This is a genomic window from Paenibacillus sp. Aloe-11 (assembly GCF_000245715.1).
GTDB lineage: Bacteria > Bacillota > Bacilli > Paenibacillales > Paenibacillaceae > Paenibacillus > Paenibacillus kribbensis.
This window is the reverse complement of sequence record NZ_JH601054.1, coordinates 386,197-400,693: the sequence shown is the minus strand read 5'-3', so window position 1 is coordinate 400,693 and position 14,497 is coordinate 386,197. Positions and strand designations below refer to the sequence as shown.

Genomic DNA, 14,497 nt, shown 5'->3' with positions numbered 1-14,497 from the left:
GGTGATTATAAATCGCATATTTTGATTAGTCAATACTGACTAATCAAATTGTATGTTTTCAATTTTTGGTAATATTCAGACTAAAGCCAACACAAAAAAAGCAGGTTTTGCGCTGCAGCGCAAAACCTGCTATGAACTGTAAGAATCGAACGAAATTCTATTCTTTTTTTAATTCTTCAATAACAGATTGCAACCAGTTCCTCTCAGCCTGTTTGCATACAAGATGATGCTTGAACGATAAATCAATCCCTCTTGAGAACTTATGTTTAGGTATTTGCTGCAATTCTTCGATTTGTTCGGTTAGACCACTCAAACGCAGCAACAGACAATCGATCGCTTCTTCCTTGGATAGATGGTCTATGAACATAAGTCCAATATCGCCCTTGAAGGACGTGATGTCCTGTTCAGACAGGTTTCCACGAAGAAGCAAGTAAAATTCCTCTTCCCCGGCCGGAGTAATGGAATATACCTTTCTTGGCGGACGGTTTCCATTCTGGTCCTCACGTACACTGATTAAGCCTGCAGCATTCAGCTTGTCCAAAATGGCGTAAGCTGTAGCTTTTTTCATGGAGGCAATCCGGCTCAAGTTTTTATCGATAAATTCATTAATTTGATAACCATGTAAACTTTGGGACTTTAATATTCCAAGTAATAGCAGTGTTCTTTCGTCCATAGCCTTCTCCTTCTGATCATTCCAATTTATTTGTATATATTACAGTAATTTCATTATTTAATAAAGTTTCATCGAATAATATCAATCCGGCAGTCAATCGCTAACAACATGCCTTGCAACTGGTCAAGTAACCAGTATGAAAAATTTTTTCGCAGCATTCCCAAACTAAAGTTAATCATTCAAGCTTCGCAGCTTTGAAAATGCCTCTAGCCGTTTAATGACTGGGTGTGGCATATTGGTAAAATGGAAGTGTCGAGCTTACCATTCCAAACAGAAAGTGGTAACCTTATGTTACACTACTACACCCTGCCTGAAAAGTGTAAAGAACGCAAAGGATGATAAAGCCATCGATCTTTTGCTGGCGGAAAAGGCTCCTCTGGAGCAACTTTCCTCTTCATCTTGCACCTCTTTATCGGGATACAGTTAAAATGCAAATAAGGATCAGCCATGAAACATTGACTGATCCTTATAGACATCATTGAAATCTGTAAGGGTATACCTGTTCTATCACGAAATTAATCTATAAACGAATAAATAACCGCTTCGTGGGGGCGTAATCGCAAACAAATCCCATCATCCTCCACCCTGTCCTTCGACGGAGGTCCATCATAATTACCCAATAAGACCTGAGCATGTTCAAATCTTTCCTTCCATGGGACAGGAAGTTCATAAAGCTGCTGTACGTCGGAATGGTTCAGGACAACAAGCCACGTTTCCTCTTCGAGACTGCGCGTATAAGCATATACGTGAGCTTCTCCCCCGGACTGATCGGCATAATCGCCATACACCATGACTTTATGCATTTTACGCAGGCAGATCAATCGCTGATAATACGCATAGATGGAGTTTGGAGCTGCCAGATCACGCTCCACGTTGATCTCTGCATAATTGGGATTAGACTGAATCCACGGCTGTCCCGTAGTAAATCCGGCATGCTGTTCCCCATTCCACTGCATAGGAGTCCGGGAGTTGTCCCGGCTCAGCGGCTGCAGATCCCTCAGCACCCGCACAGGCTCCTCTCCCTTATCTACCGCTTCCCTGTATTTGTTGTGCATCGCGATGTCGCGGTAATCGTCGATCGAAGGGAAATGGACCCCTGTCATTCCAATCTCCTCACCTTGGAATACATAAGGTGTCCCGGGAAGCGTATGAATCATCGTTGCCAGCAGCTTTGCTGATTCCATGCGATACGCTCCGTCATTTCCATAACGGGTCACCTGCCTCGTATGATCGTGGTTGTTCAGGAATTGCGAATTCCAGCCCTCGTGCCAGAAGGCTTCATGCCAGGTGGCCTGAATATGGCGGAATCGGGCCAAATTCCATACAGGCATGTCGTCCGCTACCTGGAAATGGAACAGCGTATGCAGCTCCTGTCGGCTCTCCGCTACATACAGCAGGCCATCCTCGGGAGTAACGAACGGAATTTCCCCTACCGTCATGATGTCGTAATGCCGAAGCACCTCCCTGTTCATTTCCTGCAAATAATCATGAATGCCCGGATTATTTCCCAGGTAGTCGATATGTTCGGGCCGTTCCGCATCAGGAAATCCCCGTACCTTCGCCAGCAGATTGATCACATCCATTCGAAAGCCGTCAATGCCCTGATCAAGCCAGAAACGCATCATGCGGTATATCTCTCGCCGCAGCTCTGCATTCTCCCAATTAAGGTCAGGTTGTTCCTTGGCAAACGAATGGAAGTAGTATTCCCCTGTTCGTTCATCATGCGTCCAGGCAGATGGCTCGAAATACGAACGCCAGTTGTTCGGCGGTCCTCCCGCATTTCCTGGCTTCCATATGTACCAGTCACGCTTCGAATTGTCCAGCGATGAACGCGATTCCTCGAACCATGGATGCTCGGAGGAAGTATGATTGACCACCAGATCCATGATGAGCTTCATGTCCAACTCGTGTACCTTGGCCAGCAGTTTCCTGAAATCCTCCATCGTGCCCGCTTTGGGCATGATCCGATAATAATCGGAGATATCGTATCCGTTGTCTTTGTCAGGTGACTCATAAATCGGATTAAGCCAGATCACGTCAATGCCCAGCCCCTTGATGTAATCGAGCTTCTGCATTAATCCCTGCAGATCGCCGTAACCGTCACCGTTCGTATCCATGAAGCTGCGCCAGTAGACCTGGTAAACAACGGCCTCTTTCCACCATACACGGTTGATTGTACGACTATCGTTATAACACATGTATTGCCCTCCCATATATTTTGCATAAAGCGGCAAAGTGACTGTCAGAGAAGCACATGGCTATCAGCATCCAAAAGCCTGCAGCGTTTCTTCAAGAAACGACAGGTTCAACCCCCCGGTATCCTTCATAACAACATCTGCTCCTGCAGGTTTAAGTACGTTCTCTTCCCCTATTCCGATCGCAATCATGCCTGCAGCCTTGATAGCCTGAATGCCTGCTTGGGCATCCTCAATGCCGATGCAGCGTGAGGCTTCTGCTCCCACCTCAACGGCTCCGCGCAGGAACAGGTCGGGGGCAGGCTTGCCATGTGCGACGGAATCCGGGTGAACGACATATTCAAACAATGATTCAAGACCGAGTGCTCGCAGAATTTGCGGCGCATTCTTGCTCGCTGAAGCGATCACAGCAGGGATGCCGGCTGACCGTAATTCAAGCAGCAACTCTCGGATACCCGGATAAGTATGTTCCGGTGTCAAGGAATCGAGCAACGAGACATAATGTTCGTTTTTGCGGCGGGCAAAGTCAGCTTTTTCCGCCTGAGAATAGCTTTGATCTTGGCCACCGAGCTGAAGGATGCGCTCCAGGGATTGCATGCGACTGATTCCTTTCAGCTGCTCGTTAAATTCCTTGTCGAACGGAATACCGAGTTCTTGCCCAAGCTGCTTCCAAGCAATGTAATGATATTCCGCCGTATCCGTTATCACTCCATCCAAATCAAAAATAACGGCTTCGATTGTGCACTCCCTGTATAATGGATTCTCGTGAGCGGTATTTCCTTTCACCTATAGTTCCTCCCCATATCTGTCTTTTATTGATTCCACTCTTCCTAAATTGTTCCTTATTTTCAAGGTCAGCTTTGGCCATCCAGTTTCCATAGAATCCGTTCTTTATCGCTTTCGAATCTATGTCCTTTCCAATCCAAAACAACGGTCCACTTTGAAGGGTTGGATATTTCTGCGATCCGCAAGCCTTCGCGTATTTCGAAGCTTATATCAAATTCGGCATCCCCCACACGCAGACGCTCAAGCCTGCACGTTTTGTCGGCCCAGGCCTGTGGAAAATCGGGAACAAAGCTTACCTTTTGCAAATATGCTTCTGGTCTGACGCCAAAGAAATGCCGGACGACGGGGACCGCGAGAGCGTAGATTGTCCATGCCTGAACCACGCATCCGTAATCCGGGGACATTTCGGAAAAGGACCCCGGTTGCACCCGGGAAAAGCTTTTGCCCATCCTCCGAAGTAAACCCAAAGCTTCATCAGGATTACCATAGGTCGCCTCGGCTATCGCATGCGCTCCGGTCGAGATTGTCATGGTACCCTGTTGGTAAATGGCTGCCAGATAGGTGCCGTACTCCCCGACAAAATCGCTGCTTCGCATCGTCTCCAGTGCACGCTGCGCCTTGTCCGGATCTGCGATCCCGGCTTCCATCGGCGTGACTATAACCCAGTTCTTGTTCAGCAGCCAGCCCCGATCTCCCTGATCCTCTCCGGCTTCCGCCAGCAGCCCTTCAACATATTCGCGGTACCCCTGAATGCCTTGCTTCTCTGCCAAGGAGGCCATGTAAGTGACCTTCGGGGCAATATCACCTGCAGGAGCAACCGCATCAGCATATAAACCGTCCTTGTCAGACCAAAACACCTGATTGATTGCTTGTACGGCCCGTTCGGATAGCTCCTGATAATGCTCGCCGCTGTTCTGTTCGCCCAGATAACTGCTCATCCATGCCAGCGCCTGAAGAGCCTTAGCTGTATATACGGCACTGTCGATCAGCTCCATGTTCAGTCCAGCAATCTCGATGATGCCGTAGCCCGAGGGAAAAAGATCTCCGTCCGGGTCCATCGTATGCAGCAGCCAGTCCATACCCTGCACGCAGTAGCCATAATGTTCTCGCAGAAGCGCTTCATCTCCAGTCCACAGGAACATTTCCCAGACAAAAGCGATATAGTGCGCGGTCTCCTGAGTATTTCCCGGATTGGAGACGGCCCCCATTGTGGTCACTTCGTGAACGAATCGACCGTTGTCGTTCACCTCTCTCGACTTCTCCAGCAGCAGATTCAATGTGTCTTTCACCAACGAGTGGTCGCCAGTGGCGAGAACGCCCTGAAGGGCATATGTGCTGTCGCAGCCGAACCACCATGGATAAGTTGGACCCCCTGCCGTCAGTCCACGGCCGATGCCGTCAACACGCTGTACCAGCCACTGATTGTTGCGCTTGGCCCAGGCGAAATGCGTATTCAGCTCCTCTTCCCCCTCGATAGTAAGCAAGGAGCGTTGATCCAACCGATCATATAAGGCTTTCTTTTGCTCCAGCAGATCGTTACGTCCCTGCTCAAGGGCAGCATACGTTTGCTCGCATGCCTCACGAGAGCTTTCCGACCCGGCAACGAACAGGCGAAAACGCAACACTTGCTTTTCCTTCAACGTACATTCCGCTGCAAAAGATATTCCCGTCCCTTTGCCAGCAGTCAGCTCTGGTCCGTAGATGTTCGGACCGACGGTGTTCTCAATGCCTGGAAGGTCGCTTCCAACCAGCACGTACCAGTCGTGACTGTTGTCCTTGACCATCACCTTGCGGGACGACAGGCATTCGGCCGTCTCGGCCGTTCCGGGCAAGATGCCGATCTCGTCCGAATACCATACAGGCCGAAGATCGGTCCGTGACAGCAGTTCAAGCCTGAGGTGCGTTTCCCCCTCGCCATAGGAAGTGATTTCATACTCTGCCACCATACCCTTTTCGTAGTCCGGGGCGAACTGGGAACGGACAATGGACACCGGAATATGGCTCAGGCCGTGGTCATATTCGAACCGACCTCCTCCCCATGCCTCGCTGCTATAGCTGTCTGCTCTTGCCCATACCGAAATTTGACGATCGGTATCCGTAACTTTCAGCCAAAATCCGTCCAGCAGCTTGATGGGGTGTAGCCATACGCCTCCCATTTCATTGGCCATATGGTGTCCAAAATCAGGAAAATAACCGTCCTGCGTTCCGCAAATTTTGACGTATTCTCCTGCGTTGTAATACAAATTGATCGGGTGCCTGCTAGTGATACGGGCCATCTTTTGTCCTCCCCTGCAATGGCTTTTCTCTGATCTCACCGATGCCGCCATACGTCTATCCCTTGATGGCCGATGAGATGGAAATGCCTTCAATAAAGTATTTTTGAGCTACGAAAAAGACCAGAAGCGGTGGAATCATGATCAGCATAGTAGCCGCCATCAGCATGTTCCACTCCACGTTGTACAAGCCCTTGAACATGGACAAACCAAGTGCCAACGTATACTTGTCGCTGGAGTTCAGATAGATCAGCGGACCCTGAAAGTCATTCCATACTCCCATGAATGTAAAGATCGACACTGCAATCAGCGGCGGCATAGAGAGAGGCAACATGATGCGGGTAAAGATCTGGAACTGATTTGCCCCATCCACAAATGCGGATTCATCGAGATCGCGCGGAATGCCACGCATGAACTGACGAATCAGGAAAATATTAAAGGCGCCGCCACCGAAAAATGCAGGAACGATCAGTGGAAGGAACGTATCGACCCAGCCGATTTCCTTGAACATGATGAACATCGGGATCATCGTAACCTGGGATGGCAGCATCATGGTGGCCAATAGCACCAGAAACAGCATCCGTTTCCCGCGGAAGTTGAAGCGGGCGAAGCCGTAGGCACATAACGCAGCAGAGAATACCGTTCCAATCATGACTGGAATGAGTATAATCAGTGTATTTTTCAGAAAGGTAAAAAAGGGAATGGCCGTCACTGCATTGGCATAGTTAGACCACATCCATGCTGCCGGGAAAAAGTTGTCTGTGAATACCTCAGCGGGGGTCTTCAATGATGTAGCCAGCGTCCATAACAACGGTACAAGAACGATAACCGCTCCCGCGACCAGCAGCACCATCGAGAATATGCGCGAAACGATCCTGCTCCGCGTGGAACTATAATTCATGATATATCCTCCTTTCAATCCTTCTCGTTATCACCCTGATAATAGACCCACATAGATGAACTGCGGATGACCAGGAGTGTGAACGCCAGAATGATGATGAACAGTACCCAAGACAATGCAGAGGCGTATCCCATATCAAAATCTTTGAAAGCCTTGTTGTAAAGGTACAGGTTATAAAATAACGTGGAATTGAGCGGTCCCCCATTGGTCATGACGAACGCCTGGGTGAAATATTGAAATCCGCCGATGATACCCATGACCAGATTAAAAAATACGGTCGGTGAAATCATCGGCAGGGTAATGTTCCAGAAGCGCTGAAGCGGTCCGGCTCCGTCCAGGTTGGCCGCCTCATACAGCTCCTCTGGAACCCCCTGCAAACCGGACAAATAAATGATGATGGTATTGCCGATTCCCCAGAGTCCCATGACGATTAGCGCCCCAAGAGCATAACTGGGATCCTGTAGCCAGGCCGGCCCTTGAATGCCGAACAAAGAAAGCGCACGGTTAAGAACCCCATACTCGGGATTGAATATCATGATCCACATCATCGATGCCGCCACTGCCGGTATGACCGAAGGCATGAAATAGATCAGGCGAAAAAATTTCATTCCTCGATTTCGCATATTTAGCAACAAAGCAATGAGTAAAGAAGCAATCTGGTACAAGGGAACCGAAACCAAAGCAAAAATAAAAGTTACCTTCAAAGACTGATAGAACAAATCATCGCGAAACATGGTCCGGAAGTTATCCAGTCCCACCCATTCAATTGACTTGACTCCGGTGATAATGTCCCATTTGCTAAAGGCCAGAAACATGGAGAACAGCATGGGCCCGATCGTAAAGAGCAGCAACCCCAGTATCCACGGCAGAATGAACAAATACCCGGCACGTTCGGATTTTGAATTACGCATGGCAACCTCCTTGATGAAGAAAGTGAACCGGCATGTCCTCCGGCTCACCTCCATGGTTATTTCTTGATCTTGCTGTCAACGTTCTTCGCCGCTTCGTCCAGAGCCGTTCTGGTGTCCTGTTCACCAAGCAACATCTTCTCAAGCGCTTTCGTGAATTCCTCTACGAAAATCGGACCGTTTGCGGAACGTAGTGTAATCGGCTTTTTGGCGAAATTCATCATCTCAATGACTGGTTTGTCCGCCATTTCCTTGGCCTTGACCTCTTCCAATTCCTTGACCGTGGCCGGAAGTACCTTGCCGTTAGTGGAACGCAGCTTCTGGGCCTCTACCCCTGAAAGCCACTTCACCAGTTCGTACGCTTCCTGTTTGTGCTTGCTCGATGCATTGATGGCCCAGCCTGAGGTTGCAGTGATACTTGAACGTGTACCGTCCGCACTTTTCGGGATCATAGCGGAGCCATATTTTACATTGGATTTGTCCAAATCAGTCTTAACCCAGCGCCCCGTGACCATCATGGCAAGCTTTTCTGTCATAAACATGGAGGAGTCTCCGCCCAGCGTCTGGGAATCCAGAGGAGTCGGAGATACCCTATTCTCTCCTTGAGAGAGGGCGACATATTTCTCCATGGCCGCCACGGTTTTGTCGCTGTTCATGTACCCTTCGGCCGCAGTACCGTCCTCATTGGCGATGTCCGTTCCGTAATCCCACAGATAGGTATAGATCGGATATTCCCATTTCCCAGCGTTAAAGCCGAATTGGGTATATTTGTTGCCTTCCTTTTTAGTCAGTTTTTGGGCAACAGCGATCATGTCATCCCACGTCCATTCATCAGTCGGGTAAGGAATTTGTGCCTCGTCAAACAAGCGCTTGTTGTACCATAAGGCCAGCGGATTGAAGTCCTTTGGCAGATAATATTGCTTGCCTTCAATCTTCATGTTGTTGATCAGGTCTGGCTGAAAAATATTCAGCTTGAATGACGAGTCTGCAGCGAGATAGCTATCGAGCGGTTCAACTACGCCTTTATCTACGTATTTGTAATATTCACCATCGCCAACAAGGAATACGTCCGGTGCCTGTCCGGCAGCAAGTGAGGTTGTCAGCTTCGTTCCGTACCCCTCGCTCGGGATGGGCTCGAATTTAACCTCAATATTGGGGTGAGCCGCATTAAACTGCTCGGCCAGCTTCACTTCATCCGCGCTGCTGTTAACATCGCCCCATACGGTAAAGGTCAGCTTCACCTTACCACCGGAGCTACCTGTGTCCGTACTGCTTCCCGAAGAGCAAGCTGACAGCAGCATGGAAAGCACCAGTATCATGATCAGACCTATGGATCCTTTTTTCATGTAAATGACCTCCCTGAAATGTATGTCTACATTTTGATTTGAATTCGTTGATGGACATTCACCTTTTGCCCTAAAACATGCAAGCTGATGTTTTCCTCCGTATCGGCCTCGATCAACACATCTTCAGGTGTAAGAGTGATAAGCAACCGGTGGTTATGCCAATAGAGAGGGAACTTTAGCTTGTTCCAGGATTCGGGCAATTTCGGATTCAGATGCAACTGACCATCCAGCATGCGTACGCCGGCGAATCCCATGACCACACACTTCCAGACACCTCCCAAGGAGGCCGAGTGAATACCCGCATCCGAGGAATGCATGTTTGGTCCCAAATCAATCTCGGTCGCCCGCAGGAACAGATCGTAGGCAAGCTTGCGATCGCCAAAATCGCTGGCCAAGATGCTGTGTGTAGACAAGGACAGTGAGGAATCGTGCAGTGTCTTTGGTTCATAGTAGTCATAATTCGCCCGCTTGACTGCAGGTTCGAATTTATTTTCCAGCAGGAAAAACAGCATCATGATGTCCGCCTGCTTCGAAATCTGCATTTCACCAACCTGATCCAGATTGTAGTCACTGAAGATGCTTGCGACTTTTGTCTGGTTTTTGTAAGGTGTAAGATCAATGATTTTTTTACCGAGATACGTATCGTCTTGCGGAATAATTCCCAGATCGTTGGGTTCCGGGAGGTACAACTGATGAAGCTTGTTCCATTGTTCCCTTGCGGCTGCAAGATTTAGCTTATTCTCCAGGCGCTGAAGCAAATCGGGACGTTCCTGCTGAAGCTTCTCATAGTACTGAATGGCGAGCTGCATATTGAAGTGCGCCATATGATTGGTGAAAGCATTGTTGTCCACATGCTCCTTGTATTCATCCGGACCCACTACCTGATTAATGTGGTAGCGGTCAGCTTCTTCGTCCCATTCGAGACGACTTGCCCAGAATGTGGCTGTATCAAAAATTATTTCATATCCATACTGCTCCATGAATTCCAGATCGCCTGTAGACTGTACGTAGTGCCACACCGCGTACGCAATGTCCGCAGTAATATGCTGCTCAATGAATCCAGACCAGATCTTGGTCTGTTCGCCAGTTACGATATCAACGTCTCCCCAGACTGGCGTGACTTCCCCGTCCTCAATCCAGCCCGCTTCCCAAGGATACATGGCGCCTTCAAAACCGTTCTCCCTGGCCTTTCTTCTAGCTCCCTCCAGCCCCTGATAGCGATACTCCAGCAAGGAACGGGCCACCACTGGATTGCTATAGATGAAGAATGGGAGGATAAAAATCTCCGTATCCCAGAAGGAATGGCCCTTGTACCCTTCTCCGCTCAACCCTTTGGCCCCGATACCCATACGGTTGTCATGCGCAGGCGTCATTATGACGAGATGGTATATGGCGAAACGAATCCCAAGCTGGTCATAGCCGCTGGCACTATCGATCTCGATGTTATAAGCCGACCATATATCTTCCCACATTTTAGCGCTTTCAAAAAACAATCTGTCGTAACCCTTGCTTGCCTCCTGCTTAAACTCCGTTAGGGCTGCATTTCGCATAAAATCGAGAGAGTAGTCCGTCTTTCCATATGCCAGATCACGGCTGGTGTGTACACTTGAGATTTTTTCCATTTCTAGACATGATCCCATGGGAATGCTAACCTTGGCTTCAATGCCTACCTTGCGTCGTTCCATCGTCTGGCGCAGCTCCGGCTCAACCCTGCTTCCATCCAGACTCCAATGGTGAACGGTATGAGTCACAAAATCAATGCCGGACTCCGTTGTGGCGGAGGTCATTTGAATGTACGTCTTATCAAAAATCCGTTTTTCTCCCTCGGTAAAGTGTTGTGCTCCGGAATTCGTCCATTGGCCGTTGATGCCTGATACAACCTGTACAATAGCTTCACCGTCGATCGGTTTGATGCTGACCTTGGAGCCGACAACATGCAGATTGCTCAGGGAAACGAACCGCTTAAACTGAAGCTGAAATGTTCCTCCTTTCGGACTTTCCCATACAATATCACGGGTCAACTCTCCAGTTTTCAGATTAAGTTCACGGCTGTACTGCCGCGTTTTTCCCTTTTCAAGGCTGAACGTTTCACCATTGATTAGGATTTGCAGTTCGGTCACATCTGCAACATTGGGAAGCTCGGTGACCTCGTGTTCATGAAACTTGTTGAAGGTTCCAGCCACGAACCAGTTACGAACCTGACCGACATAGCGCTCATCTGTAGCTGAACGCAATCCCATATACCCGTTGCCCAAGGAAAAGATGGCTTCGGCCTTGCCCTGGTGGTTGGGATCAAAACAGGTTTCCCTTACCAGCCAGTTAGTCCATTCTCTTTGCCCAGCATCGTATTTCAACAAATCGTATTCCTCCCAGAGTTTCATATAAAATAATCCGAAACGTTTTGGATTTATGCGAAAATAAAACCGAAACGTTTTGGAAAACAAAAAAACATTTCGGTTATGGCTTAAATACTGCGATCATATGGCTTGCCCGTGGATGAACGCAAAACCAGCTCATTTCTAAGCACATTAGACTTGGGACTGTCTTCGGACTTTAGCATGCGCATCAGCAAATTGGCTGCTTCATACCCGAGCTGATACATGTTTTGCCCAATCGTAGTCAGTGGCGGCTGAAAATAAGCAGCGGTCGGAATGTCATCAAAGCCCACAATGGACAGCTGCCCCGGTACGGATAATCCCATTTCATTAGCAGCCTTGATCACTCCCAGGGCCATCATGTCGCTGGCACAAAAAAAGGCGGTTATTTCTGGATATGCTCTTAGCAGCTTCAGGGCCTGTTGCTGGGCCGCTTCTTCCGTAAAGTCGCCCTTTACCACCCATTCCCGCTTCCAGTTCAGCCCGGCTTGCTCCATTGCGCTGACGAAACCTTCAAAGCGTGCCTTGGATACAAAAGCTTCCGAATAGCCGTTGATCATGGCAATCTTCTGATGGCCTAACCTGATCAAATGCTCTACGGCAGCTTGAGCGCTTTCCTTATGATTCGTCGATACATAGCCCACATTTTCGCTCTGGATCGGAATGTCGATCAATACACAAGGAATATCGCTATCCAGAACTTCCTGCAAATATGGATCGTCGGTCTTGACACCCTGCAGGATCACTCCATCCACTTTGCGTTCCCGACATAACTGCGTATACGTTTTCATTTTCTGCTTTGCAGTGTTCGTACTGAACAAAATGAGATCATAGTCAGAACTAGCCGCGCTATCATTAATGCCGCATAATACTTCAAACACAAAGTTGTTGTTGATGTTCTTGTGCGTCATTCCCGACACAAGCAATCCCAGTGTCTTCGTTTCCTTCATGACCAATCCTCTAGCTAGGACGTTCGGACTGTAGTTTAACGCCTCAGCAGCTTCCTTAATCAGCTTACGGGTGCTTTCGCTGACGTCAGAATAGCCGTTCAATGCTCTCGAAACGGTCGTGATCGAAAAGCCTGTTAATTGTGATATATCCTTAATTGTAGCCAATTTTTGTCCTCCAAAACGTTTCGGATCACTTTCTAGTCTTAAGTATAGTCATTATATTAAAATAATCAAGCCCTATTCAGCAAAATTTATTACTCAAAGCAGCTAAGAAAAGCATTGGATCCATTTAGAAGAAAGAGCCGGCGGCCCTTAGGACCACCGGCTTCTTTATTTCCGCTTGTATTTTTTATAATACTGAATCATTGCATGCTCTTAACTCATAGATCCCCGCAAATCCATTGTCGTATCATGGTTTGTGATGGTCAAATGTGTCACGCCCATCTTCCTTGCAAGGTGGATGTCTTCTCCTATAAAATATGCTGTCGAATTTTTGTGCATAACTTATCCAGAATCATGACTGTGACCAGGATTAAGATAACAATGGTAAGTGATTCCTGGTAGCGGAAAAGACGGAGCGTAGAAGTCAGTTCAAATCCAATCCCCCCGGCTCCGACCAGTCCCAGTACGGTTGCTGATCTTACATTGATTTCCCAGCGAAAAAGGTTTACGGATATAAACTCCGGTAAAATTTGCGGCCAGATGGCATAGCGGATAACCTGCCAACGATTGGCACCTGATGCTTCCAGAGCTTCGATCTGGCCTTTATCCGTATTTTCGATAGCTTCAGCATAAAATTTACCAAGCATTCCTGCCGAATGGATGGCAAGCGCCAGTACACCGGGAAACGGCCCCAGACCAACTGCGGTTACAAAAATTAACGCCACGATCATTTCTGAGATCGATCTGAGCGTGTTGAGGACAGTCCGGCAAATACTGTAAATCACAGGATGTGGACTGATATTTTTCGCCGCACCGATTCCGAGCGGAATGGCAATGATGACGGCAAGCACAGTACCAACAAGAGCCATTTGAACGGTCTGGAGAACGGATAATGAATATTTACCCAAATGTGTAAAATCAGGAGGAAACGATCTAGAGATAAAATCCCATATATTAGGGAGACCTTGAATCAGATCGGAAATACTAAAATTAACTTGCTGAGCACTCCAGCCTAATATCACAAGAAAAGCTATTGTTGATAACCATATTGGGAAATTCCTTTTTGAGTTGAAAGACTGGCGGCTGACCTTCTTTGCGTCAGTAACCCTATTTTTCTGATCATCTATCATGTCTTTGCTCCTCATATTTGTAAACTCTATCTTCATCTGTTTCCTGACCGTTCTCGTAAAGCTGGTACAAATCAGAAGCTTTGACCTGATCGGAACGATAATCTGCCACGATATTCCCAGAGTTCAGACCAAGAATTCTTTTGCTGTATTTTGGAGCCAGGTCAATCTGATGCAGAGTAATAATCATGGTTAATTTCTCTTCCTCATAGACTTCCATCAAAAGATCCATGATGGCATGGGAAGTTTTGGGATCCAGACTGGCAACCGGCTCATCGGCAAGCAGCAATGTCGGCCGCTGCACCAAGGCTCTGGCAATGGCCACCCTTTGCATTTGCCCGCCGCTCAAGTTGTCGGCTCTTTGATTCCGTTTATCAACCAATCCTACCTTCTCCAGGTAATGAAGTGCCAGTTCATAGTCTTCCTTTTTATATACCTTGAAAAAAGATGGCAGGGTCGGATTATAAGACAAGCGCCCACAAAGCACGTTATCCAGTACTGTGAGCCGCTTGACAAGGTTAAAATTCTGAAAGATCATTCCGATATTTTTTCTTAACAGCCGTATTCCCTTTTTGTCGGTCGGCAGTTTCTTCCCATCGATATAAATACTGCCTGAAGTTGCCTCAATCAACCCGTTTAGGCACCTCAGCAAAGTTGATTTGCCGGCCCCGCTGGGGCCGAGCAAAACAACTGCGTCATTACTTTCAAAGGAGCAATTAATATTATTTAAAATAGTTTCTTGACCATAAGATTTGACCAGGTCTTCCACTTTAATCATCTTTTTCCTCCGTTTTAATTAGT

At 47.9% G+C, this 14,497-nt stretch carries 11 protein-coding genes; all 11 read right to left on the bottom strand.

Annotated features, from left to right (window positions below):
- Positions 1-157: 157 nt before the first annotated feature.
- Complete coding sequence (locus WG8_RS12780) at positions 158-673, bottom strand: PadR family transcriptional regulator (protein ID WP_007430600.1); 516 nt, start codon at positions 671-673, stop codon at positions 158-160.
- 515 nt (positions 674-1,188) lie between these two features.
- Positions 1,189-2,871, bottom strand: coding sequence for a glycoside hydrolase family 13 protein (locus tag WG8_RS12775; RefSeq protein ID WP_007430599.1), 1,683 nt, complete (start codon positions 2,869-2,871; stop codon positions 1,189-1,191).
- A 63-nt stretch (positions 2,872-2,934) separates the two neighbouring features.
- Positions 2,935-3,654: a beta-phosphoglucomutase gene (gene pgmB / locus WG8_RS12770; protein ID WP_007430598.1), complete on the bottom strand. Its 720-nt coding sequence runs from the start codon at positions 3,652-3,654 to the stop codon at positions 2,935-2,937.
- A gap of 68 nt (positions 3,655-3,722) precedes the next feature.
- A complete protein-coding gene (locus WG8_RS12765; protein ID WP_007430597.1) occupies positions 3,723-5,930 on the bottom strand; it encodes an alpha-L-rhamnosidase-related protein in 2,208 nt (735 codons plus the stop codon).
- Positions 5,931-5,985: 55 nt separating this feature from the next.
- On the bottom strand, positions 5,986-6,828 hold the full coding sequence (locus tag WG8_RS12760) for a carbohydrate ABC transporter permease (RefSeq protein WP_007430596.1): 843 nt from the start codon (positions 6,826-6,828) through the stop codon (positions 5,986-5,988).
- 14 nt (positions 6,829-6,842) lie between these two features.
- A complete protein-coding gene (locus WG8_RS12755) occupies positions 6,843-7,739 on the bottom strand; it encodes a carbohydrate ABC transporter permease (RefSeq protein ID WP_007430595.1) in 897 nt (298 codons plus the stop codon).
- 56 nt (positions 7,740-7,795) lie between these two features.
- The gene (locus WG8_RS12750; protein ID WP_007430594.1) at positions 7,796-9,082 is read right to left on the bottom strand and encodes an ABC transporter substrate-binding protein; all 1,287 of its coding nucleotides are present in this window, start codon (positions 9,080-9,082) and stop codon (positions 7,796-7,798) included.
- Between the two features lie 26 nt (positions 9,083-9,108).
- Complete coding sequence (locus WG8_RS12745) at positions 9,109-11,439, bottom strand: glycoside hydrolase family 65 protein (RefSeq protein ID WP_007430593.1); 2,331 nt, start codon at positions 11,437-11,439, stop codon at positions 9,109-9,111.
- 107 nt (positions 11,440-11,546) lie between these two features.
- A complete protein-coding gene (locus WG8_RS12740) occupies positions 11,547-12,572 on the bottom strand; it encodes a LacI family DNA-binding transcriptional regulator (protein WP_007430592.1) in 1,026 nt (341 codons plus the stop codon).
- A gap of 305 nt (positions 12,573-12,877) precedes the next feature.
- Positions 12,878-13,699 carry a phosphonate ABC transporter, permease protein PhnE gene (gene phnE, locus WG8_RS12735; RefSeq protein WP_083837576.1) on the bottom strand — a complete coding sequence of 274 codons (822 nt, stop codon included), beginning with the start codon at positions 13,697-13,699 and terminating at the stop codon, positions 12,878-12,880.
- Positions 13,689-14,474, bottom strand: coding sequence for a phosphonate ABC transporter ATP-binding protein (gene phnC, locus WG8_RS12730; RefSeq protein WP_007430590.1), 786 nt, complete (start codon positions 14,472-14,474; stop codon positions 13,689-13,691). The genes phnE and phnC overlap by 11 nt, the downstream gene beginning before the upstream one ends.
- Between the last annotated feature and the right edge of the window lie 23 nt (positions 14,475-14,497).